Annotated in this window: 26 protein-coding genes; 12 read left to right on the top strand and 14 right to left on the bottom strand. The window is 64.0% G+C overall.

Annotated elements, in window-relative coordinates; translation table 11 throughout:
* Window positions 1–93 precede the first annotated feature (93 nt).
* Window positions 94–726: a tyrosine-type recombinase/integrase gene (locus tag FXB40_RS10645; protein WP_246207499.1), complete on the bottom strand. Its 633-nt coding sequence runs from the start codon at window positions 724–726 to the stop codon at window positions 94–96.
* On the opposite strand from FXB40_RS10645, the gene FXB40_RS10640 reads away from it, so the two are divergent.
* Together FXB40_RS10640 and FXB40_RS10635 are read left to right on the top strand one after the other, a co-directional pair.
* A complete protein-coding gene (locus tag FXB40_RS10640; RefSeq protein ID WP_187436777.1) occupies window positions 725–955 on the top strand; it encodes a hypothetical protein in 231 nt (76 codons plus the stop codon). The genes FXB40_RS10645 and FXB40_RS10640 overlap by 2 nt on opposite strands.
* A gap of 36 nt (window positions 956–991) precedes the next feature.
* Complete coding sequence (locus tag FXB40_RS10635; protein WP_148772158.1) at window positions 992–1,390, top strand: hypothetical protein; 399 nt, start codon at window positions 992–994, stop codon at window positions 1,388–1,390.
* A gap of 195 nt (window positions 1,391–1,585) precedes the next feature.
* Here FXB40_RS10635 and FXB40_RS10630 read toward each other — a convergent pair whose 3' ends face one another.
* Both FXB40_RS10630 and FXB40_RS10625 read right to left on the bottom strand, forming a co-directional pair.
* The gene (locus FXB40_RS10630) at window positions 1,586–2,152 is read right to left on the bottom strand and encodes an SET domain-containing protein (protein WP_148772157.1); all 567 of its coding nucleotides are present in this window, start codon (window positions 2,150–2,152) and stop codon (window positions 1,586–1,588) included.
* A gap of 260 nt (window positions 2,153–2,412) precedes the next feature.
* Window positions 2,413–3,138, bottom strand: coding sequence for a TetR/AcrR family transcriptional regulator (locus FXB40_RS10625; protein ID WP_148772156.1), 726 nt, complete (start codon window positions 3,136–3,138; stop codon window positions 2,413–2,415).
* 106 nt (window positions 3,139–3,244) lie between these two features.
* Between FXB40_RS10625 and FXB40_RS10620 the strand changes: the two genes are divergently transcribed.
* The 5 genes from FXB40_RS10620 to FXB40_RS10600 all read left to right on the top strand — a co-directional run bounded on the left by FXB40_RS10620 (window position 3,245) and on the right by FXB40_RS10600 (window position 6,791).
* On the top strand, window positions 3,245–4,642 hold the full coding sequence (locus tag FXB40_RS10620; protein ID WP_148772155.1) for a carotenoid oxygenase family protein: 1,398 nt from the start codon (window positions 3,245–3,247) through the stop codon (window positions 4,640–4,642).
* 43 nt (window positions 4,643–4,685) lie between these two features.
* Entirely contained in the window at window positions 4,686–5,168 is a 483-nt protein-coding gene (locus FXB40_RS10615; RefSeq protein WP_187436776.1) for an MAPEG family protein, read from the top strand.
* A gap of 75 nt (window positions 5,169–5,243) precedes the next feature.
* The gene (locus FXB40_RS10610) at window positions 5,244–5,819 is read left to right on the top strand and encodes a hypothetical protein (protein WP_148772153.1); all 576 of its coding nucleotides are present in this window, start codon (window positions 5,244–5,246) and stop codon (window positions 5,817–5,819) included.
* Between the two features lie 13 nt (window positions 5,820–5,832).
* Window positions 5,833–6,387, top strand: coding sequence for an inner membrane-spanning protein YciB (locus tag FXB40_RS10605; RefSeq protein WP_148772152.1), 555 nt, complete (start codon window positions 5,833–5,835; stop codon window positions 6,385–6,387).
* Between the two features lie 107 nt (window positions 6,388–6,494).
* Window positions 6,495–6,791 (top strand): hypothetical protein, encoded by a 297-nt coding sequence (locus FXB40_RS10600; protein WP_148772151.1) that lies wholly within the window; start codon window positions 6,495–6,497, stop codon window positions 6,789–6,791.
* A gap of 164 nt (window positions 6,792–6,955) precedes the next feature.
* Here the strand turns inward: FXB40_RS10600 and FXB40_RS10595 are convergent, their stop codons facing one another.
* Complete coding sequence (locus FXB40_RS10595) at window positions 6,956–8,611, bottom strand: fumarate hydratase (protein WP_148772150.1); 1,656 nt, start codon at window positions 8,609–8,611, stop codon at window positions 6,956–6,958.
* Window positions 8,612–8,855: 244 nt separating this feature from the next.
* Between FXB40_RS10595 and FXB40_RS10590 the strand changes: the two genes are divergently transcribed.
* The 4 genes from FXB40_RS10590 to FXB40_RS10575 all read left to right on the top strand — a co-directional run bounded on the left by FXB40_RS10590 (window position 8,856) and on the right by FXB40_RS10575 (window position 11,943).
* Complete coding sequence (locus FXB40_RS10590) at window positions 8,856–9,335, top strand: hypothetical protein (RefSeq protein WP_148772149.1); 480 nt, start codon at window positions 8,856–8,858, stop codon at window positions 9,333–9,335.
* Window positions 9,336–9,585: 250 nt separating this feature from the next.
* Entirely contained in the window at window positions 9,586–9,759 is a 174-nt protein-coding gene (locus FXB40_RS47745) for a hypothetical protein (RefSeq protein ID WP_187436775.1), read from the top strand.
* A 313-nt stretch (window positions 9,760–10,072) separates the two neighbouring features.
* Window positions 10,073–11,188 (top strand): helix-turn-helix transcriptional regulator, encoded by a 1,116-nt coding sequence (locus FXB40_RS10580; RefSeq protein ID WP_148772147.1) that lies wholly within the window; start codon window positions 10,073–10,075, stop codon window positions 11,186–11,188.
* An 80-nt stretch (window positions 11,189–11,268) separates the two neighbouring features.
* Window positions 11,269–11,943: a methyltransferase family protein gene (locus FXB40_RS10575; RefSeq protein ID WP_148772146.1), complete on the top strand. Its 675-nt coding sequence runs from the start codon at window positions 11,269–11,271 to the stop codon at window positions 11,941–11,943.
* A 381-nt stretch (window positions 11,944–12,324) separates the two neighbouring features.
* Here the strand turns inward: FXB40_RS10575 and FXB40_RS10570 are convergent, their stop codons facing one another.
* The 10 genes from FXB40_RS10570 to flgB all read right to left on the bottom strand — a co-directional run bounded on the left by FXB40_RS10570 (window position 12,325) and on the right by flgB (window position 21,539).
* Window positions 12,325–13,032, bottom strand: a complete 708-nt coding sequence (locus FXB40_RS10570) for a glutathione S-transferase (RefSeq protein ID WP_148772145.1) — start codon at window positions 13,030–13,032, stop codon at window positions 12,325–12,327.
* A gap of 228 nt (window positions 13,033–13,260) precedes the next feature.
* Window positions 13,261–13,956 (bottom strand): lectin, encoded by a 696-nt coding sequence (locus FXB40_RS10560; RefSeq protein WP_148772143.1) that lies wholly within the window; start codon window positions 13,954–13,956, stop codon window positions 13,261–13,263.
* A 146-nt stretch (window positions 13,957–14,102) separates the two neighbouring features.
* Window positions 14,103–15,119, bottom strand: coding sequence for a Tim44 domain-containing protein (locus FXB40_RS10555; RefSeq protein ID WP_148772142.1), 1,017 nt, complete (start codon window positions 15,117–15,119; stop codon window positions 14,103–14,105).
* A 211-nt stretch (window positions 15,120–15,330) separates the two neighbouring features.
* Window positions 15,331–17,910, bottom strand: a complete 2,580-nt coding sequence (cckA, locus tag FXB40_RS10550) for a cell cycle histidine kinase CckA (protein ID WP_148772141.1) — start codon at window positions 17,908–17,910, stop codon at window positions 15,331–15,333.
* A 153-nt stretch (window positions 17,911–18,063) separates the two neighbouring features.
* The gene (gene flhB, locus FXB40_RS10545) at window positions 18,064–19,143 is read right to left on the bottom strand and encodes a flagellar biosynthesis protein FlhB (RefSeq protein ID WP_148772140.1); all 1,080 of its coding nucleotides are present in this window, start codon (window positions 19,141–19,143) and stop codon (window positions 18,064–18,066) included.
* A gap of 9 nt (window positions 19,144–19,152) precedes the next feature.
* Complete coding sequence (gene fliR / locus FXB40_RS10540; protein WP_148772139.1) at window positions 19,153–19,923, bottom strand: flagellar biosynthetic protein FliR; 771 nt, start codon at window positions 19,921–19,923, stop codon at window positions 19,153–19,155.
* A 17-nt stretch (window positions 19,924–19,940) separates the two neighbouring features.
* Window positions 19,941–20,204, bottom strand: a complete 264-nt coding sequence (gene fliQ, locus FXB40_RS10535; RefSeq protein WP_148772138.1) for a flagellar biosynthesis protein FliQ — start codon at window positions 20,202–20,204, stop codon at window positions 19,941–19,943.
* A 161-nt stretch (window positions 20,205–20,365) separates the two neighbouring features.
* Window positions 20,366–20,674 carry a flagellar hook-basal body complex protein FliE gene (fliE, locus tag FXB40_RS10530; RefSeq protein WP_148772137.1) on the bottom strand — a complete coding sequence of 103 codons (309 nt, stop codon included), beginning with the start codon at window positions 20,672–20,674 and terminating at the stop codon, window positions 20,366–20,368.
* Between the two features lie 16 nt (window positions 20,675–20,690).
* A complete protein-coding gene (gene flgC, locus FXB40_RS10525; RefSeq protein WP_148772136.1) occupies window positions 20,691–21,116 on the bottom strand; it encodes a flagellar basal body rod protein FlgC in 426 nt (141 codons plus the stop codon).
* Window positions 21,117–21,134: 18 nt separating this feature from the next.
* Window positions 21,135–21,539 carry a flagellar basal body rod protein FlgB gene (gene flgB / locus FXB40_RS10520; RefSeq protein WP_148772135.1) on the bottom strand — a complete coding sequence of 135 codons (405 nt, stop codon included), beginning with the start codon at window positions 21,537–21,539 and terminating at the stop codon, window positions 21,135–21,137.
* Between the two features lie 348 nt (window positions 21,540–21,887).
* On the opposite strand from flgB, the gene FXB40_RS10515 reads away from it, so the two are divergent.
* A partial coding sequence (locus FXB40_RS10515) for a flagellar biosynthetic protein FliO (RefSeq protein WP_187436774.1) occupies window positions 21,888–22,472 on the top strand: 585 nt, incomplete at its 3' end.

Genomic DNA, 22,472 nt, shown 5'->3' with positions numbered 1-22,472 from the left:
GCTTGGCCGATATTCACAATCTAATCGGAGCCGCTTCGATTACGCTTGGAGGCAATCGTCGATTCGGCAGGCAAGATATCTACGATCATACCGTTAAGCCGAGCGCTTCCGACAAGCGGCGACCGAATCTGCGAACACCCTCATTGATAGTGGCACATGGTCCCATCCGGTTTTCATCTTTACCGCCGGGATGGTCCAGCGTTTAGAGTCCCAGTCGACTTCGGTCCATTCCATGTCGTTGATCATCCCGGGGCGGGGGATCGTCAATGCATCGACCCGAAGGGCATCACCGACCACGTCGCCAAATCTGGCCTTCTCCCATGGCGGCATAATCAGTCTGAAGAGACGGACCACATCCTGCGGCTCAGTGACGCCAGGCCGTGGTGTCGAGACGTTGACACTGAGTTGCTTCTTGCAGGCACGGAACGGATTGTAGCCATCGCCTTCGAGGTCGGCATAGTCGCAGACTTGCTCACCGATACTATGGACTCGGTCGCGAGTCTCTAACCTACCTTCAGCCTGCATCGCCCGGAAGAAGGCAAGCACATCAGGGCGCTTGATGTCTTGCCGGTAGAGCTTTCCGAATCGATCCTTCAGGTAACCGACCCATCTTTCGGGTAGCGCGATGGTTTCGGGACGGTCTCGAATAGGGGCCTGTCTTACCCCCGAGGTAATCGAATTGGGCCCCCGACCAGCGCATCTTCCTGAGCACAGGAGAATGACCATGATCGCGCTGCTGCTCTACCGCACCCTTGCAGACCACCTTCTTCCCTGGGCCATGGCGTTCGCGACCCGGATGCTGGCGCGCAGCCTCAACATGCCGGAGCCGCTGGTGCATTCGACAGGCGACTATGTCGTCGCGCAGGTCATCGCCTTCGAGCACAGCGTTGGCAGAAGCCTCTGCCCGTTCCGCCTCGCCCGCCTGCTCCGCGCCTGGTGGCGTGGATTGCATTGAGCTCACCCCAAGCCAACCCAACCATGGAGACCTCTGATGATCGACGCATCGACCTTCCTGCGCCGTGCACTGCTCGCTGACGCCGTCTTCAGCGGTGTCGCCGCGCTCGGCTTCACTTTCGGCGCCGGCGCATTCGCGACGCTGTTCAACCTGCCCGAGGCGCTGTTGCGCGAAACCGGCCTGTTTCTGATCGCCTATACCGCACTGGTCGGCTGGCTCGCCTCGCGCACAGCGGTGCCAAGGCCACTCGTGCTGCTTGTCGTGGTCGGCAACGCCGCCTGGACGGTCGGCAGCATCGCGCTTTTGTTCTCCGGCGCAGTGTCGCCGAACCTCGCCGGCGAGCTCATGGTTGTGGCGCAGGCGATTGCGACCGGTGTGTTCGCCGAGCTGCAATATGTGGGCTTGCGGAAGAGCGGGAGTGTGGTGGCGGCGTGATGCGCAATTCCGTCATCTTGAGGCGCGAGCCGCGCGACGCAACGCGTCGCACGGGGAGCCTCGAAGGATGAACGGCCCAGATACAACCGGGCCGTCGCCCTTCGAGGGCCGCCGAAGAGGCGGCCACCTCAGGGTGACGGTGATAGGGCGATGCCTGAGGACTGCCATAGAGTCCGGCTTGCGGCCGAACGGAAGCTACGCCTTCGCGCGACCGACCTTGCCGGCAAAATGCTTGCCGTTGAGCTTCTTCTTTTTCGCCGCGGTGGTTTTCGCACCGGCCTTCTGCGCCTTGCGCTCCGCGCGCGCCTTCACCTTGGCGCGTTCGGCACGGGCTTCGGCGCGCTGCTTCTTGCGCTTGTTCTCGCAGGACGGGCACTTGCAGCCGATCGGCTTCAGATAGGCCTTGAAATAGTCGGTGCCGTAATCGTAGTTGATCTCGTCGCCCGGCTCGATGTTCTTGATGGCGCGAATGAACACCTTGCGCTCGCGCGGACGGACGTCCGACTCGGCGTTGGGCCGGCAGGAATGGTTGATATAGCGGGCGACGTTCTTGCGCACCGAGCCGTCGATGGTCCAGCGGCCATTGAGCTCGAACAGATATTTGTTCTCGATGTCGTCCTGCGCAGGGATTCGGCAGTCCAGGATCGGTCCGAAATAACGGATGATCCGGGTGCCCTTCTTGATCGGCATGGTGGCGAAGAGACCAAGTCCGGTCTTGGAACGGCCGACGCGATAGGATTTGCTGGAAGCGATGACTGGCATGATCAAGTGTGACGAGGACACGAACCAGGCTGCATGAGCCCAAGCGAAGCCGCTCTTCTAGAACGATTCCGCGCCGCTGTCAGGACTATCGGAAGCGCGTTTGAACCTTGCCCACAGTGAAGATGCGCAATGCGCGCGAGTTCCGCATCATCACTCGCCTGCGCTGATCCCGGTCTTCCGCCAATGCCCAATCCTTGGGCGCGACAGCTTGCTTAGGCCGAACGGGCAAGCATGACGAGAGTTGCGGAGGTTTCGTCCGATCAGGCGGGCGGCAGCTTTCCCGCTACCGTCGATTTCAGGATCGCTTCCAGCAGCTGCTCGGCCGTCGTGCCATCCGGCAGCCGCTCCAGAATATCCTCGAGCCGCCCGTCGAGCAGCAGCATGGTGAAGCCGTGGACCATCGACCAGGCCCGTGCGATCGCAGCGCCCTGCTCGATGGTCAGCGCGTCGCCGCTGATCGGCTCCTGCCGCATCGCGCCGATGGCATTGGCGAGTCCGGCAAACGAGGATTCCGCGGCCTCGTGCAGCGAGGGTCTGGAATAGTCGAGCCGCTCGGTGCGGAACATCAGACCGTACATGCCGGGATGGGCCTGGGCGTAGGCGACATAGGCCTTGGGCCGCGCCAGCGCCCGCTCCAGCGGCGAGGTGGCGGCATCGCAGGCCGAGGCCATCGCCGCGTTGAACTGGCGAAAGCCGATCGCGGCGAGCTCGCTGACGAGGCCGGTGAGATCGCCGAAATGATGCGTCGGCGCGGCATGCGAGACGCCCGCCTCGCGCGCCACCGCGCGCAGCGTCAGGCCAGCGAGCCCATCGCGCTCCAGCACCCGTTCGGCCGCCCGCAGCAGCGCCTCGCGCAAGGCGCCGTGGTGATACGGCGTCTCGGCCTTCGCGCTCGCCGCGCGGCGCGCCGGGCGTGATGCTGGCGGTGTCTTTTTCGGGATGCGCGGGCTTCGCGCCGTTTCGCCGGTGGTGTTGCTCTTGGCCATTTACAAGCTATATGACGCAATATTTACAGTGTAAAGATTTCACTTGACGGAAGCCACGCATGGCCCTATTCCATCTTTACGATGTAAAGATAGAGAGGGATACGCCGTGCAGCAGGACGCCGTCACCGAGCGCCGCAACAATATCGCGCCGATTCCGTTCGAGGCGGACGCGCCTTTCCTCAAGATCGTCGGCGAATTGCCGCGCGAGCTGAACGGCACGCTCTATCGCAACGGCCCCAATCCGCAGTTCGACGCGCCCGGCGCACACTGGTTTGTCGGCGACGGCATGCTGCACGCCTTTCATCTCGAAGAGGGCCGCGCCTCCTACCGCAACCGCTGGGTCCGCACGCCGAAATGGCTGGCCGAGCACGATGCCGGCCGCGCGCTGTTCGGCGGCTTCGGCCGCAAGCTGCCGGATGCGCCCACCCAACTCACCGACGGCGGCGTCGCCAACACCAATATCGTCTTCCATGCCGGCAAGCTGCTCGCGCTGGAAGAGGGACATCTGCCGACCGAGATCGAGCCGGGCACGCTCGCAACCCGCGGCTATCAGAACTATCAGAACCGAATCGCCGGCGCCTTCACCGCGCATCCGAAGGTCGATCCGATCACGGGCGAGCTGGTGTTCTTCGGCTACAATGCGGCCGGACCGCTGACACCCGCCCTCTCCTACGGATCGATCGATGCGAGCGGCAAGGTGACGCGCTTCGAGCGTTTCGAGACGCCCTATGCCAGCATGGTGCACGACTTCATCGTCACCGAAAATCACGTGCTGTTTCCGATCCTGCCCATCACCGGCAGCATGGAGCGCGCGATGAGCGGCAAGCCGCCTTATGCCTGGGAGCCGGAGAAGGGCGCCTATGTCGGCGTGATGAAGCGCAGCGGTACGGCAAAGGACATCGTCTGGTTCCGCGCCGAGGCCTGCTACGTCTTCCACGTCATGAATGCGTGGGAGGACGGCGACCGCATCGTCGCCGACGTCATGCAGTTCGAGGAGGCGCCGCTGTTTCCGCATCCCGACGGCCGGCCGACGGATCCGGACAAATCGCGCGCCCGCCACTGCCGCTGGACCTTCGATCTCTCTGGCAATACCGACCGCTTCCAGCAGATCTATCTCGACGATCTCACCGGCGAATTCCCGCGCATCGACGATCGCCGCGCCGGCCTGAGAAGCCGCCATGGCTGGTACGCCTGCGCCAATCCGCGGCTGCCGATGTTCGGCGCACTGTCAGGCATCGTTCACGTCGACGGCACCGGCAAGCGGCTCGGCCAGTATCTGCTGCCGGCGGGCGACACCATCTCCGAGCCTGTCTTCGTCGAGCGATCGAAGGATGCGGCGGAAGGTGACGGCTGGCTACTGGCGGTGGTCTGGCGCGCGCGGGAGAACCGCAGCGACCTCGCCGTGTTCAACGCCACCGACATCGAGGCCGGCCCCGCCGCGCTGGTGCAGCTCGGCCATCGTGTGCCCGACGGCTTTCACGGCAATTGGGTGGGAGCGCAGTAGCTCCCTCCCCACTCCGTCGCGAATGTCATCAGGGAGACTTCGCATGCACGTCCCCACCGTCACGGCGAACTATCTCGCGATCCTCGCGCTGATCTACGCCGCGCTTGCGCTGCAAGTCATCCGGCTGCGGCGGAGCAACGGCGCTGCCTTCAGCGACGGCGGCAATGCGAGCCTGCGCAGCGCGATCCGCGCCCATGGCAATTTCATGGAATACGTTCCGATCATCACGCTGATGGTCGCGTTTCTCGAAATGTCCGGCGCATCGGCCTTGCGCATTCACCTGCTGATGGGCGGGCTGGTGCTGTCGCGGCTGTTGCATCCGCTCGGCATGTACGCGACGCCGGGCTCGCTCAAATTCATGATCTGCCGTGGCGGCAGCATCTTCCTGACCATCGGCCTACTGATCAGCACCTCGCTGACCATCCTGTCGCGCCTTCCCTGGGCGGCCGTCGCCGACGAGATATCCGATCAAGCCATTGCCACGATTGAGTTTTTACAGGTCATTCATATCATTTTGACACTGTAAAGATTTCGCTTGACCCGGCGCCGGCCCTGAATTATCAATCTTGACATCGTAAAGATTGGCTCGACCGAGGCCACCATGACCATTTTCCTGATCCTTGCCCCCTATGGCGTCTACACCTTGCTGATGATGGTGACGTCGGCCCCGACCAGCGTGTTCGTGGCCTCCGCGATCTGCCTCGCCACCATCGCGATCGACGTGGCCTGCGGCCGCTCGGTGAAGATTTTGGCCGCGGGCTCGGCGATCCTGTTCGCAGGACTCGGCCTGTTCCTCGCACTGCGCGCCCCCTCGCTCAGCACGCTCGGCGTCAAGCTCTCGGTCGATATCGGCATCTTCATCATCTCGCTCGGCTCGATGCTGGTGCGCCGGCCCTTCACGCTGCAATACGCGATCGAGGCCGTTCCGGCCGAGACCGCAGCGATGCCCGGCTTCCTCACCGCCAATTACATCATCACCGGCGCATGGACGGTGGCCGCGCTGCTGATGATGGCCGCCAACATCGTGCTGCTCTACTTCCCGGGCCTGCCGGTGTGGCTCGGCCTCGCGGTCGCCTTCGCCGCCCGCAACAGCGCGATCTATTTCACCAAGTGGTATCCGGAATATCGCCAGATCAAGTACGGTGCGCCGGCCGGCGCGCTGCCCGAAGCCCAGTGAGACAGGACCGATAATGAAGGACGTATTCGCCCGCCTCGCCTCCGACTTCCTGTCGGCCATCGTCTTCCTGGTGATCTATCTGATTACCGACAACGTCATCCTGGCGACGTCGGTGGCGATTGCCGGCGCGATCGCGCAGGTGATCTATGCCCGCGTCAAGGGCCGCGAACTCGGCTACATGACCTATGCGAGCGTCGCGCTCGTCATCGTTCTCGGCACGGTCACGCTGCTGACCAACGATCCCCGCTTCATGCTGGCCAAGCCTGCGATCGCGCATTTCGCGATCGGCGCGATCATGCTCAAGCGCGGCTGGATGCTGCGCTACATGCCGCCGATCGTGGTCGAGACCGCGCCGGAATATGTCACCGCTGCGGGCTATGCCTGGGCCGCGCTGATGTTCGTCCTCGGCGCCGGCACGATCGCGGTCGCCGCCACCGGCGATCTGAAACTGTGGGCGTTCTACATCTCGGCTGTCGCGGGCGGCGCCAAGGCCCTCGCCTTTGCCGTGCAGTACGTGGTGTTCAGGCTCGTCGTCACCAGCCGCCGGCGCGCCGCCGCCCGCGCCTGAATGCCGCCCAAGCCGCGTTAGGCAGCGGCCTCAAGTTGCGCTATAGGCTCGACGCAGGACTGGCTGCGATCATCGCAGCCCGCCGGGACAATGTTCGGGAGACGCGAATGGCCGTGGACGGCAACTGGAATCTCACCATGACGACGCCGATGGGCGAGCGCCAGGCGACGCTGAGCCTGAAGGAAGCGGGCGGCACGCTCACGGGCACGCAAGGCGCGGAAGGCAATACGGCCGAGATTTTTGACGGCACCGTCAGCGGCGACGCCGTCAACTGGAAGGTTGCCATCACCAATCCGATGCCGTTGACGCTCGAGTTCATCGGAACGGTTTCCGGCGACAGCATGAGCGGCGAAATGGGCATCGGCCCGATGGGCAGCTTCCCGTTCACAGGCTCGAAGGCTTGATCCGACTCTGACGGATACGCGCGACGTCTCCACGTCGTCATTGCGAGGAGCTCTTGCGACGAAGCAATCCAGACTCTTCCCTGCGGAAAGGTGGATTGCTTCGCTGCGCTCGCAATGACGGAGTGTGAAGGCGCCGGCCTCTGCTGGGAAAGGAGGATGCCTCCTCAGCCCAGATTCAATTCCTTGAAGAAGTCGTTCCCCTTGTCATCGATGATGATGAAAGCCGGGAAGTCGACGACTTCGATGCGCCAGATCGCTTCCATGCCGAGCTCGGGATATTCGAGCACTTCGACCTTCTTGATGCAGTGCTCGGCGAGGTTCGCCGCCGCACCGCCGATCGAGCCGAGATAGAAGCCGCCATACTTCTTGCAGGCCTCGCGCACCGCAGGCGCGCGATTGCCCTTGGCCACCATCACCATCGAGCCGCCGGCGGCCTGGAACTGGTCGACGAAGGAATCCATGCGGCCCGCAGTGGTCGGGCCGAACGCACCGGAAGCGTAGCCCTCGGGCGTCTTGGCAGGACCCGCGTAATAGACCGGATGGTTCTTGAAATAGTCCGGCAGCGGCTCGCCCTTCTCCAGCCGTTCGCGCAGCTTGGCATGCGCGCTATCCCGCGCGACGATCATGGTGCCGGTCATCGAGACGCGCGTCTTGATCGGGTTCTTCGAGAACGTCGCCAAAATGTCCTTCATCGGCTGGTTGAGGTCGATCTTGACGACCTCGCCGCCGAGCGACTGCTCCACCTGCGGCAGATACTGCGCGGGGTTGTGCTCGAGCTCCTCGAGATAGACGCCCTCCCTGGTGATCTTGCCGAGCACCTGGCGGTCGGCCGAGCAGGACACGCCAAGCCCGATCGGGAGCGAGGCGCCATGACGCGGCATGCGGATCACGCGCACGTCGTGGCAGAAATATTTGCCACCGAACTGAGCGCCGACGCCGAGCGACTGCGTCATCTTGTGGATTTCCTTCTCCATCTCGACGTCGCGGAAAGCATTGCCGTCAGGCGAGCCTTGGGTCGGCAGCGCATCGAGATAGCGCGCCGACGCCAGCTTCACCGTCTTCATGCACAGCTCGGCCGAGGTGCCGCCGATCACGATGGCGAGGTGATAAGGCGGGCACGCCGCGGTGCCGAGCGTCAGGATCTTCTCTTTCAGGAAGGCGAGCAGCCTGTCCTTGGTCAGCACCGAGGGTGTGGCCTGGAACAGAAAGCTCTTGTTGGCGGAGCCGCCGCCCTTCGCCATGAACATGAACTTGTAGGCGTCATCACCCTCGGCGTAGATTTCGCACTGCGCCGGCATGTTGTTGGCGGTGTTCTTCTCCTCGTACATCGACAGCGGCGCGACCTGCGAGTAGCGCAGATTGCGGCGCAGGTAAGCATCGCGCGCGCCTTCCGACAGCGCGGCCTCGTCGTCACCGTCGGTGATGACGTTGCAGCCCTTCTTGCCCATGATGATCGCGGTGCCGGTGTCCTGGCACATCGGCAGCACGCCGCCGGCCGCGATGTTGGCATTCTTCAAAAAATCCAGCGCCACGAACTTGTCGTTCGGGCTCGCCTCGCCGTCCTCCAGGATGGCGCGGAGCTGCTTCAGATGGCCGGGCCGCAGATAATGGTTGATGTCGCCGAAAGCCGCCTCCGACAGCGCCCGCAGCGCCTCGCGCGATACCACCAGCATGTCCTTGCCCAAAACCTTCTCGACCCGGACGCCCTCGGCCGTGATCTTCTTGTAGGGCGTTTCGTCCTTGCCCAATGGGAACAGCGGGGTGTGCTTGTAGGGCGGAACGGGTTTTGAGGCGTCGGGGAAGGCGGTGGGAGCGTTCATGGGGGCGATCTCGGGTTTTGGAGCCCTCGCGGGCCTCTAGCATAGAAGCGTTCTAAGCTTTTTTGCCGCAAAGGGAAGGCGTTCTGGCGCGACCGGGGCATCCCGATTCGGTGCCATGGCGGGCATTTTGCAGCCCCTCCTTCGATCAGCGAATGGCCGCGGTTGTACCCAGCCAAGCCGAGTTGCACCCCTTGCACTCCGCGTCCGCCGACGCTTGAATACGCCCTCCAAGGGGCTTTTCATCATGATTTTCAAACTACACGTTCGCGGCGCGATGCTTGTCGCCGCCGCAATCACCGGCCTTGTCGCCCTCGCCGTGCCTGCGCGCGCCGACCAGTGCGACGACATCGCCAAGCAGCTCGCCGGCGGTATCGACGGGCTGAAGGTCAACTTCAAGGCCGCCAACATCATCTATCTGACCCACCCGGCGGCAAAGGAGCTATCGCTCGGCTGCAGCGCCCAGGGACAGACCTATTCCAACGAGCTCTACGCCAAGGGTGACCGCAAGCCGACGCCGAAGTTTTTTGATCTGGTCGCGTCTGCCGCGGCCATAACGTTTACGCTACCGAAGGACGACACCACGACCGGCGCGACGCGCTGCCTCAAGCGCATGGGCCTCTTGCGCGGCGACAAGGTGACGATGCGCTACAAGCGCCTCAACATGGAATGCACGCGCACCAAGACGGACGCGGCGATCACGATCACCCGGCCGAAGGACGAGTAGGTCGGGTCGGGCACGGCGCGCGCGCGTCGCGACGACGCACGCCATACTCCGTCATTGCGAGCGCAGCGAAGCAATCCAGAGTCTTTCCGCTGAGGGATTCTGGATTGCTTCGCTCCGCTCGCAATGACGAGGAGAGGCCCGAGGTCTCACCGAAATCGAACCAGATCCCTCGCATTTTAGCGATTGGCTTGACGGAGCTTTCGTCCGCTCCGGGGCAGGATCAATTGTTTCAATCTGTGAGGATTTGTGGATGAGCGTTTCCAGCGTTGCGCCGCCGCCTGTGACGGTCGTGGTTCCGAGCTACGACACGACCAAGCAGCCGGACGACCAGACCAAGACCAAGGACAACGACCCGACCCATCAGCCGACGCCGCCTGCGCCGCTACCGCCGGGCCAGGGCACGCGGATCGATCAGCTCGCCTGATCCGGCTTGCCTGCGATGGATCGCCCGGTCCGGTTGACCGGGCTTTTCGCGCGTCCGGATTTGCCGGATAGCGCGGCCAAATTCGTGCGGAGACTGCCCGGGGAACCGCGCGTGATCGCACGCCTGTTATTGCAAAATAGAATTCATACCGCCGCGAAGCGCGCGCTGCCGTTCGCGTCCGTCGGGCCGCGCTCTTGGCCTCCGGCCTGAGTGTTCCGCACCCTGAAGTGTGATCCGGCTCATCAAATTTCCACATCCGGCGTGCTCATCTGCGAGGCCGAACGAGCCCCTCCACGTGTTCATGGACAAGCCGATGGGACTGAATGAAGAGCTGCTGTCGCTGGTGGGGGACATCTACGATGCAGCGCTCGACGATTCCCGATGGACGACGACACTTGGCAGCATCGTCGATCTCGCGGGCGGCCAGGGCGGTGGTCTGGTCCGGATCGGGGCGCGCGGCGAGGCCGTGATCTCGCATGCCGTCGGCGTCGACCCCGCCTATGTTCGATCCTATATCGAAACCTACGAGCCATTCGATCCATCGCGCGCGGTGCTCCACGCGCCGGTCGGTCAGATCCAGACGATCGGGGACTGGATCGACGTCGACGAATTCCGAAAGACCATGTTCTACAACGAATGGACGCGGCCGCAGGGTCTCGAGGACGCCGCCAATATCCTGCTCGAGAAGTCCACTGACGTAATATCCCGCCTCTCGATCATGAAGGCCGGCGGTCCTGTCGATCGCAAGATGTATCGGGTGATCTCCTACATCACGCCGCACATGCAGCGGGCCATGCATGTCCGGCAGAAGCTGCAGCAGCAGAACGCATTGGAGATGACGTCGGCCCGCACGCTCGACGCCTTGCGAGCTGCCATCCTGCTGCTTGATGTCAACGGTCACATCACGCACGCCAATACGAGCGCGCAAGAGGTTTTGGACGAAGCCGACGTGCTTCGTTCGGTCCATGGCCGGCTCGCGACGTCCGATCTGAATGCGGATCGCATGCTGCGGCAGGCTCTGGCGGGCACGGTTCTCGGCGAGCGGGCGATGACGGGCCTCTCGCTGCATCTGGCGGCCCGCGACGGGTCGCATTATGTGGGGCACCTCGTGCCGCTGACCGCCGGGCGCCGGAAAACGTTCGGTGCCGGCTATGAGGCCTGCGCCGTCCTGTTCGTCAGCAAGGCAGCGATCGATACGATCGTCGCTCCCGACCTCGTACGGAAGCTCTTCAAGCTGACGCCGGCCGAGCTGCGCGTGTTCCTGTCCATTATCGAGGTCGGCGGCGTTCCTGACGTGGCCAAAAGCATGGGCGTCGCGGAAACTACGATCAAGACCCACCTCGCCAGGATCTTCACGAAGACCGGAACCAAACGACAGGCCGATCTGGTGCGGCTCGTGGCGGCCTTCACACCACCCATCAAGATCTGAGGCCACCGCCGTCGCGGCGGCCGCTTGCTGGTCGGAAGCATGCTATCAATGGCTTGGCGCGTGATGGAGCCCGATCGAACATGATCGCACGCCTGCTTTTGCAGAACACCGTTCTCACCGCCGGGATGGGCGCGCTGCTGTTGGCCGCCGCCGGCACCCTGCATTGGCCGGGTGCGTGGGTATTTCTCGTCACCTCCATCCTGCTCGGGCCGCTCTGCGGCTGGTGGCTCTACCGGATCGACCCGGCGCTTCTGGCCGAGCGTCTGCGTCCCGTTCTTCAGAGAGATCAGCCGGCCGCCGACAAGGTCTTCATGGTCGCATTCATCGTGGCAATGTTGGGCTGGCTCGTCGCGATGGGGCTCGACCGGCGCCATCTTGCATCCCACATGAGCGTCGCATGGCAGGTGTTCGGTTTCGTGCTGTTCCTCGCCTCGACACTGTTCACGCTGTGGGTGTTTCGCGAGAATTCGTTCGCAGCACCCGTGGTGAAGCTGCAGACCGAGCGCGCGCAGCGCGTGATCTCGACCGGGCCCTACGCCCATGTCCGCCATCCCATGTACAGCGGCATGATCCTGTTCTTCGCCAGCGTGCCACTGATCCTCGGCTCATGGTGGGGATTGGCGGTTGCGCCGGTCTTCCTGGCGCTGCTTGCGGTCCGCATCCGCATCGAGGAGCGCACGCTGATCGCGGGCCTGCCCGGCTATGCCGACTATGCGGCGCGGGTGCGCTACCGCCTGCTGCCCGGACTGTGGTGAGAGAACCCGTCACGCGTATCCGGAAAAGAATTGCGGGTCCTCCGATCGACTGACGCCGCGGCCTTCGGATCTCGCTAGAGAAGGCCCGCACCTGCACGCGATTCCGATCCGAATGCACAACGCGAGAGGCCATGATGTTCTGCAAGCCCCCCTGCCCCGACGAGCATGATCTCTCTCCCGTTCCTGATCAGTCCGACGATCCATCTGGTCCCGGGCGCGCACAGCAGGTCGGGAGCCGTCACGTCTTTGGGCGACCGATCGCGCCCGAAGCGGCCAGTCCGGAGCGGAGGCTGCCGCCAGTCCCCCTCCGGACTGGCTTAAGCTTCTTGTTTTGACGCGTTTTCTTCACGCGAACCGGTATCCACTTCGCTCGAAAACGCTCTAATTATCCAGCTCCCTGTATCGCCGGAAGATGCCCTGCTCGTTGAAGGGAATGCGGCGCTCGCTTGCAAGATAGGCCTTGATGTTCGGCCGCGCGGCGACACGCTCGTGCAGGCCGACGAGGCCAGGAATGTTTGTCTCAAACGCCTTCATCCGCTTCGGGAAGGCATAACGCAGGCCGTCGACAATCTGGAACAGTGAGAGATCGACGTAAGTCAGGCGCCGACCGGTGACATAGGCGCCATCATTGTCGTCGAGCAGCTGCTCGAAATAGTCGAGATATTTCGGCACGCGCTCGTCCCAGAACTCGGCGGTGCGCTTCTTCGCCGCCGGCTTCTGGTCTTCGTAATACATCGAAGGTCCGAGCGGGTGATGGGTGTCGTGGATCTCGACCACGAGATCGGTAATGGTGAGTTGAAGCTGGTGCACCCAGAGTTTCCCGGCTTCGGTCTTCGGCGCGAGGGCGTGACGGGCGCCGAGATAGAGCAGGATGTTGGCGGTATGGCCGATGACGAGCTTGCCCGCTTTCAGGAACGGCGGCGCAAAGGGCGGCGTGCCCTTGTGAGCCTCCATCATCTTCATCATCGCAGCCGAGCCACGCGGGCCGCGTGCGACATCATCGTAAGCCGCCTCCGCCTCCTCCAGCGCCAGCCGCACATATTCACCGCGGCCCTGCATCTCGGGCCAGTAGTAGAGCTCGTATTTCATGGGAGGGGTCCGTAAGCGTGGAAGCGACGGAACCAATGTAGCACGCAGCCGAAGGTTCCGTCAGCGTGGGGACACTAGGCGGCCCCGCGCACTCCGTCATTGCGAGCGCAGCGAAGCAATCCAGAGTCTTTCCGTCGAGACAGTCTGGATTGCTTCGTCGCATCAGCGCAAAATTGCTTCGCAATTTTGTCGCGAGCTCCTCGCAATGACGATAGGAAAGAGCGCGCCTCAATTCGCCGCGAAACAATACAGCAGGCCGTCGCCACCAGTGGTTTTCAGGTCGGCCTGCGAGCAACCGCCATCAGGGCCGCGCGAGGGATGAGAGCTATTCCAGGATCTTGACGGCTCGTCATCGCGCAGGCCTTGTCGATCGGCATGGCCGAGCATCGCCGCGCCTTGCGTGCTCGACGTCCAGTTCTTGCAGGTCTTGTCGTCCCCTGCGGCAAAGGCGGTGCCGTCGGCTTGCGATCCCGTGAGGATGTCATGCCGGTTCGGGGTGTCGCCGCGGCCGTTGATAACCTCGCCCTTCTCGCTGAGCGCGGTCTGCTTGGTGAGATTGTTGGCGGCGCCGTGCAGGTCGGCAACGTCCTTGGCGATCACCACGCCCTTGGCGTTCTGCCACGGTCCCTTGCCGATGCGATCCTTTGCGTTGACGGCGGGCTTGCCGTCGGCGGCTTGCGTCGAGAGATAGGCGCGCCAGGTTTTTGCAGCGGCACCACCGGCCTGCGCCAGCTTCTGGCACTGCGCATCTGCGCCATCAAGGCCGCCCAGATCGGCGCCCTTGCCGGGACCGTTGGAGGTCACGAAGAAAGTCATGTCGGCCGACTGCGCTTGCGCCGGTGGCGCCGCAAGCAAGGCCACTACAAGCGCGGTCGTGGCGAGCGCGAGGCCTGACATCGTCACGGATCTTGCGATGCGGATCATCCTGTCCTCCCAGTTGTGTTTGTATTTGGCCGCCTGATGTCAACCCGACGCGCGCCCGCTTATTCCGATGCCGCGATGCGAGACGTCCAAAAGAAAAAGGCGCCGTGCTGGAAGCACGACGCCCTGGTTTCTCGTGTTGCGCGCGATCAGTTGGTCTGCTGGATCGCCGACAGTTCCCAAGGATCGCCCGGGCGGCGGGCGAACGTCCAGACTTCGGTGACTTCGCCCGGCTGCTCGCTCCCGGCCACGAGCGCGCCGGTGTTACGGTCGACCGTCTTGTCGGTGAGCGCGAAGCGCAGCGCCACCGTCGCGTAGTCGGTCTCGCCTTCGCGCCAGGCTTCAGCGAGGTCGCCCTGCAACAGCTTGACGTTGGTCACCTTGTTGACGGCGTTGCGCGCGCGGTTCTCTGCGAGATCCCTCTCGAAATAAGAGACCATTTCCGGCGTCGCGAGCGTGTGCAGTTTTGCCACGTCCTCGTTCGACCAGGCCGCCTGGATGTCGCCGAGCAGGCGCTCGAACGCCTCGTAGTCGTCCGGCTTGATCTCGAGCGGCGCATTGTTGGCGCCGAAGCCGAAGCCGCCGCCAAGACCCGAGCCAAGACCTCCGCCAAGGCCACTGCGATAGCTGGTCTGCGGTCCCGGACCGGCGCTGGCATCAGCACCGGCATAGGCCGCCTGCGGCGCGTTGCGGCGCTGCCACCACGACATCGCCAGCCGCACCACAAACACGACGAGCACGACCTGGATGATCAGGCCCAGGATCGAGGACAGGCCGCCGAGGCCGCCAAACAGGCCACCGCCGAACAGCATGCCCAGAAGGCCTGCGCCGAGGAAGCCGGCCGCAAGGCCGCCCAGGAAACCGCCGCCGCGACCGAACAGGCCGCCGCGCGCGGGTGCCGATGCAGCCGAGTTCATACCTGCGCCCGGCTGGGTGAAGGTGCGGTTGAATTGCGAGGTCGAGCCCGGCGCAGTCGTGGTCGACGGCGGGGCCGAGAAGGTCCGCGAACCGCGCGAACCCGACGAAGAACCGCCGCCGACGCGGGCGTCAGCCGACGAGATCGCAAGCGCCGTCGGCAGCGCGAGCGCCAGAACGACGGCAATCGTCTTCACGAGGGTGCGGGGCCATTGCGAGAAATTCATGTTCGTTTCCCAAATCCCCGGTATGGGGACGTGCCAGTAAGATGGGCAGCCTTTACCAAAAGGGAAGCCGGTTTCGGACCCCCCGGCTGCGGCCCTCAGTCGCGGGGATGAGGCAAAAGCCCATATTTGCCGGGGGTTTGGCCGGATCCGGCCGGGAACTGTGGTCGCCGGTTACCGGCGGGCTACACGCGATATCTCCGCGATGTCGTCCTGGCGAAAGCCAGGACGACAGTACTCACCCCTGCTTCGTCATCGTCTCCTTCACCGCCGCCACGAGCTGGCTGAGCGTGAACGGCTTTGGCAGGAAGTCGAATTGCTGCCCCTCGGGTAGGCTCTTCTCGAAGGCGTCTTCAGCGTAGCCGGAAACGAAGATGAAGCGGATGTCCGGGTTCTTCTCCCGCATCGCCTTGAGCAGCGTCGGCCCGTCCATCTCCGGCATCACGACGTCGGAGACGACGAGATCGATGCCGCCGCTCTGCTCCTCCAGCACCTCCATCGCCTCGACGCCGTTCTCGGCCTCGACGACGGTGTAGCCGCGCGAGCGCAGGCCGCGGGCGTTCAGCGCGCGCAGGCCCTCTTCGTCCTCGACCAGCAGGATGGTGCCCTGCCCGGTGAGATCGGTACGAGGCTTCGCCTCTACGGCCGCAGGCGCGCCGTCCTTCGCAGCGCCATTCGTCGTGCTCGCTGCGGGCTGCTCGACCTGCACGTCCGGCTCGGCGTGATGGCGCGGCAGGAAGATATGGAACGAGGTGCCCTGCCCCGGCTCGGAATCGACATAGATGAAGCCGCCGGTCTGCTTGACGATGCCGTAGACGGTGGACAGCCCGAGGCCGGTGCCCTTGCCAACTTCCTTGGTCGAGAAGAACGGTTCAAAGATCTTGTCGCGGATATCGGCGGGGATGCCGGTGCCGGTGTCGGCGACCTCGATCCGCACATAATCCGCCGCCGGCATGCCCTTGTAGGCGAGCTTGCCCGCCTCGTCGGTCGCGACATTGGCGGTGCGGATGATCAGCTTGCCGCCGTCGGGCATGGCGTCGCGCGCGTTCACCGCGAGATTGACGATGACCTGCTCGAACTGGGAGACGTCGACCTTGACCGGCCAGAGATCGCGGCCGTGGATCAGGTCGAGTTTGACCTTCTCGCCGATCAGCCGGCGCAGCAGCATGGTGAGATCGGATAGCGCATCGCCGAGATCGAGCACCTGCGGCCGCAGCGTCTGCCGCCGCGAGAAGGCGAGCAGCTGCCGCACCAGGGTCGCAGCGCGCGTCGCGTTCTGCTTGATCTGCATGATGTCCTGGAACGACGGATCGGTCGGCTTGTGCGCGTTCAGCAGGAAGTCGTTCGCCATCATGATGGCGGAGAGCACGTTGTTGAAGTCGTGAGCGATGCCGCCGGCGAGCTGGCCGACCGTCTCCATCTTCTGCGACTGGTTGATCTGGTTTTCCAGCGCGCGCCGCTCGGTGGTCTCGAGCATGTGTACGATGGCAGCTTCAGCGTCGTTCTCGGCCGCATCGACCGGCGTGACGAAGAACTGGCCCCAGCGATCCTTCGCGCCCTCCAGTGCCACCTCGACCGGCGCGATGTCGGCCTGGTTTTCAGCGGCCTGGTTGATAGCTGCGATCAAAAGGTGGCGATCACGTGCATTGACCGCGCGGAAGATCGACTTGCTGGCGCTGTCGAGCCCGAGACCCTGCGCAAGCTTGGCGTAGCGGGCGTTCGCCCGCACCACGTTGCCGCCGCGATCGACGGTGGCGATCGCCATCGGCGTGTGGTCGAAGAAACGCATGAAGCGCACTTCGGCGGCGCGGTCGGGATCGCTGCGCTCGTCGCGGGCCCGGCTGATGACGAGCGTGCGCGACGGCCCCGGCGCGCCATCGGCGCCGAAAGCGAGCTTGTGATAGAGCCGGACCGGCATGGTCTTGCCGGTGCGCATGCGCAGGTCGATGTCGAAGACTTCGGTCTTCACCTCGCCCGGCACCGCCACGATCGAGCTCAGCAGCGAAGCGCCGTCGCCCGAGACGATGTCGGCGAGCTTCAGGCCGCCGGAACCGATCTCGGCGAGATCATAGTCGAGCCAGTTCGCCAGCGTCGCATTGACATAAGCGAGCTCGCCGGCGGGATTGACCGAGAAGAAACCGCACGGCGCGTGATCGAGATATTCGATCGCGTGCTGGAGCTCCTGGAACACGTCCTCCTGGCGCTCGCGGTCGCGCGTGATGTCGGCAATCGACCACACCGCATATTTGGCTTCGCGCTTTCCGGTGCCGAGCGGACGCACGCGCATGCGCAGCCAGCGCCCGTGGCTGCCGTCCTGGCCGGAGATGCGCACCTCTTCCTGCTGTCGCTTTCCTTCGCGCGCGGCTTTGAGCAGGCGGAACACGGCTTCCGAAACGTCCGGGTTGCCGATGAAGACGCGCTCGACCGGCCGCACGTCCTGCGGGCCGGAGGCGCCGGTCAGCGTCAGATAGGCCGCGTTGGAATAGACCACATGGCCGCGCGGATCGGTCACCGCGAGGCCGTCGAAGGCGTGATCAGCGATGCGCCCCATCACGGGATCGTCGAGATTGCGGTCGACGAAGCGGATGATGCCGGCGGCGAAGGCGAACAGATTGAACAGGCCGATCATGGCCAGCACGGCGAGGATGCCGAGGATATAGGGCTGTGCCTGCGCGCGTCCGAGCGTCATCAGCCCGATGGCGACCGCGACGAGGCCGGTGGCCACCAGGAGCACCAGCGCAATGCTGCCCGAGCGCGGCGACGGCTCATGCGCCGCAACGGGCTCGCGTGACAGGTCGTGGTCGGTCTCGGCGGTCATTTCACGCTGGCATGGCCTGTCGGCAGAGAATCAACGCGCCACGGGGCACGTGGGGTCCTCCCTGCCTGAATCGGACCCGCGGACGCAAGGGCGGCAGGGGCGAAAGGTACGCTGATTCCCAGTTTACGGCCATTTCCGGTACTTTTCGGGGTTTTATTGCCGTGCGGCGCTAAAACCGCGCTTCAGCCGGATGACGTAGCCGATGACTTCGGCGACCGCGTGGTAGTGCTCGACAGGGATTTCCTTGTCGATTTCGGCGGTGGCGTACAGCGCGCGGGCCAGCGGCACGTTCTCGACGATCGGGATGTCGTGCTCGCGCGCGATCTCCCGGATCTTGAAAGCGAGGTTGTCGACGCCCTTGGCGACGCAGATCGGTGCCGACATGCCGCGCTCGTAGGACAGCGCCACCGAATAGTGGGTCGGGTTGGTGATGATCACGGAGGCCTTGGGAACCGCGGCCATCATACGCTTCTTGGAGCGCTGCTGACGCAACTGCCTGAGCTTGCCCTTGATGTGCGGGTCGCCTTCGGACTGCTTGAACTCTTCCTTGATCTCCTGAAGCGACATCTTCTGCCGCTGGAACCAACTGCGGTACTGGAAGAAATAGTCGCCGATGGCGATGATCGCGAGCGCGGCGACCACTGCGCCGAGCAGATGGACCGTCAGGCTGGTAATAGCGCCCATCATCGCGGCCGGATCGAGCTTGACCATCGCCTCCATGCGATGCCGTTCCGGCCACAGGATCGTGGTCATGACCACGCCGAGCACGACGAGCTTGCCGATGCCCTTGAGAAAATTGGCTCCCGCCTGCTTGCCGAAGATGCGTTTGAAGCCGGCAGCGGGCGAGAGCTTGCTGAATTTGGGCGTGAGGGATTCTGCCGACCACACCAGCCGGTGCTGCAGCATGTTGCCGGCAATGGCCGCGATCATCAGCATCAGGAGCGGCACGCCGACCGCAGCCAACACCGCGACCTCGATCTGCTGCATCAGCGCGAGCAGGTTCCCGCCGTCGGTCTTGATCATCCAGGAATTGGCGAGCAGGTTGCGCAACGGCGTCACAAGGCCGCTGCCGACCGAGCCGGAGAAGGTCGAAACCACGAGCGTGCCGCCCGCGATCATGAACCAGGTGTTGATCTCCTGGCTTTTGGCAACGTCGCCGCGTTCGAGCGCCTGTTCGAGACGTTTTTGCGTCGGGTCTTCTGTTTGACTCTCTGGATCGTTGTCTTCCGCCATCGATCCCTCTTATTTCAACGGCAGCATCTGGTGCATGACACCGATGAAGTAGTCGAGATAGGTGCCCATCATCGCCGTGAGCACCAAGGCCAGCACCATAAAGCCCACGAAGATCGACAGCGGCACACCGACGAAATAGACCTGCATCTGCGGCATCAGCCGCGCGAGCACGCCGAGCCCGATATTGAAGACGAGGCCGAACACCAGGAACGGCCCCGACAGCTGCAAGCCGAGCAGAAACGCGGCGGAGAAAGCCCGCGTGGCCAGCGAGGCGATGTCGCCGCTCGACACGGTCTCGCCCGGCGCGAAGATCGCGTAGCTGTCGTTCAACGCCGCGATCACCAGATGATGGCTGTCGGTGGCGAACAGCAACGTCACACCCAGCATGGTGAGGAAATTGCCGACCAGAACGCCCTGCTGCCCTTGCGTCGGATCGACCGATGTCACGAAGCCCAGTCCCATCTGCTGCGCGATCACGGCGCCTGCCACCTGGAGCGCCGACAGCGTCACGCGCGCGGTCGCACCCAGCACGATGCCGATCACGATCTCATGCAGCATCAGCACCAGCATCGGCGCGAGCGAGCCCATGTCGACCTGATAGGCGTTGCGATGCAGCGGCAGGATGATCAGCGTCAGCAGAAGCGCGATCGAAAGCTTCACCCGCGTCGGGATGTTGGTCTCGCCGAGCCCCGGCAGCAGCATCACCATCGCGCCGACCCGGGCGAAAGCGAGCATGAAGGCCGCGGCGAGCGCCGGCAGCAGCGAGACGTCGATGCGCATGGTAAGCGCATTGTGCCTTACCCGCCGATGATTCGCGACGAGATCCGCATCATGTGGGAATGAAGCGCGTCGGCCATGAACGGCAGCGCCAGCAGCATTGTGGCGAAGATGGCCAGGATCTTCGGCACGTAGACCAGCGTCTGCTCCTGGATCTGCGTCAGCGCCTGGAACAGCGACACGATGACGCCGACCACGAGGCCGACTATCATGGGCGGCGACGACACGATCACGATGGTCCAGAGCGCATCGCGGGCGACGTCGAGGGTCTCGGGTCCGGTCATTGCAGAATTCCTTTGTTTATTTCCCAACCTCCCCATCGCCCTTCAAAGCGATGCGAAGACGTCTCCCCGTCATTGCGAGCGTAGCGAAGCAATCCAGACTGCCGCCTGCGGAAAGATCCTGGATTGCTTCGCTACGCTCGTAATGAAGAAGGAGGACAAAATCAGATCGGCATCTTCATGATGTCTTCGTACGCGGCGATCACGCGGTCGCGGACCGAAACCAGCGTCGACACCGCAACGTCGGTGTCGGCGACCGCCGTCACCACGTCCATCACGTTGGCCTTGCCGGCAGCCATCGCCACGGTCTGGGCGTCCGACTTGCGGCCGGAGTCCATGACGCTGCCGACGGCGTCTTTCAGCAGCGAGGCAAAGGACTGCCCGCTCGCCTCGCTGCCCTTGCCGGCGCCGCTGCTTTCCAGCACCCGGGCAAGGTTGGCATAGGCATTGGCCGCGATTGTCGGTGTTGCCATGGCTTAAGATTCCTGTTCAGGACTTGAGGATGTCGAGCGTGCGCTGGATCATCCGGCGCGTTGCACTGATGATGTTGACATTGGCCTCGTAGGACCGCTGCGCATCGCGCATGTCGGTCATCTCGACCACCGAATTCACGTTGGGATATTTGACGTTGCCGGTGACGTCGGCCGCCGGATTGCTGGGCTCGTATTTAACGCGGAAGTTGGACTGGTCGGGCTTGATCTTGCCGAGCGTGACGACCTGCGCGTCGAGCGTGCGATCGAGCGCCGAGGAGAACGTCGGCACCTTGCGCCGATAGGGATCGCCGCCTGCGGTCGGCGCGGTCGAGTCCGCATTCGCGATGTTTTCCGAGATCACCCGCATGCGCCCGGCTTGCGCCCGCAACCCGGAGGTCGCGATCGCCATCGAGCGGGCAAAGTCACTGCTGTCATTCGCCATCGTCTGCGTCCTCTAGCTCTAGCCCTTGCCGATCGCGGTCTTCAGAAGATGCAGGCTCTTCGAATAGAGCGAGGTGACCGCCGCATAATCCATCTGGTTGTTGGCGGACTTCGTCATCTCCTCTTCGAGATTGACGGCGTTGCCCGCAGGACGGGTTTCGAAACCCGCATTCTTGTTCTGGTCGAAGCTCGAGGCCGCACCTGATGGCGTCATGTGCGAGGCACTGGTGACGGTCATGGCCAGGGGCCCCATTGACCCCGCCGGAGCGCCGGTCTTCTCGAACTTCGGCTCGACCAGCTCACGCGGCCGGAAATTGGGCGTGTCGGAATTGGAGACGTTTTCGGACAGGACGCGCTGGCGTTCCTGGTGCCACTGCATCTTGGTGCGAAGCGCCGACAGCACCGGAAGATCGTTGATGGACATCGTTGCGGCTCCTTCCGCCTCTTGCGGACCTCTGGTCCGAAGCTAGGCAGAATTTGCCGCGTGTATGGTTAACAGGTGGTTAAGGCACGGCAGATGCATGTTTCTGATTGAGACATGCAATGCTCCCCCCGTGATTCTACGCATTCCAAAAGCCGCATTAACCCAACCGCTTGGCGGCCCCTGCACAGGCCAAGAAGTCGTTTTGGATCGGGCGATTCATAGGTTATTAAGGGTTGGGGACGGCAAAACTTGCCGCGGGACGTTAAGAGATCGCAGTTTTTGGGGCATCGCACGCCGGTGGTCGGTGGACCATAGGCACGAGAGAAGCGCCATTTACCGGGGACAGGTATGAACGGTAGCCCTATCACTTTCATTGTCGCGTTCATCGTCGTGCTGGCGTTGATCGGCGTCGCGGCGTGGCTGGTCCGCCGATTCGCGACCACCCGGCTCGGCGCCAACACCCAGCGCGGCAGGATGCCCCGGCTCGCCGTGATCGACGCAGCCGCGGTCGATGGCCGCCGGCGCCTGGTGCTGGTCCGCCGTGACAATGTCGAACATCTCCTGATGATCGGCGGCCCGACCGACATCGTCGTCGAACCGAATATCGTGCGCGCCGCAGCCGGCCGCGACCAGATTCCGCAGCGTCCCAGCGCAGCCGAGCCGCCGCGCCTCGCCCCGATGCCCGATGCCGGCAGCTGGGCCGACGAAGCGCCGCGCCCCGAAGTGCTCGATCATCCCGAGCCGCAGATGCCCGAGCCGCCGCCGCGGCCCGCACGTCCGTCCTTCGCCGACGAAGTCCGCCGGCCGGCGCCCGCTCTGGCCGAACGCCGCAGCGAACCGACGCTCGGCGGCTTTTCGGCCGAACCGATGCCGCCGCGTCCCGAGCGTGAGCCTCGCCCCGAGCCGATGCCGCCGCGCGTTGCGCGCAACGAG

The organism is Bradyrhizobium rifense, assembly GCF_008123425.1.
GTDB lineage: Bacteria > Pseudomonadota > Alphaproteobacteria > Rhizobiales > Xanthobacteraceae > Bradyrhizobium > Bradyrhizobium rifense.
This window is presented reverse-complemented; position numbering and strand designations above follow the sequence as displayed.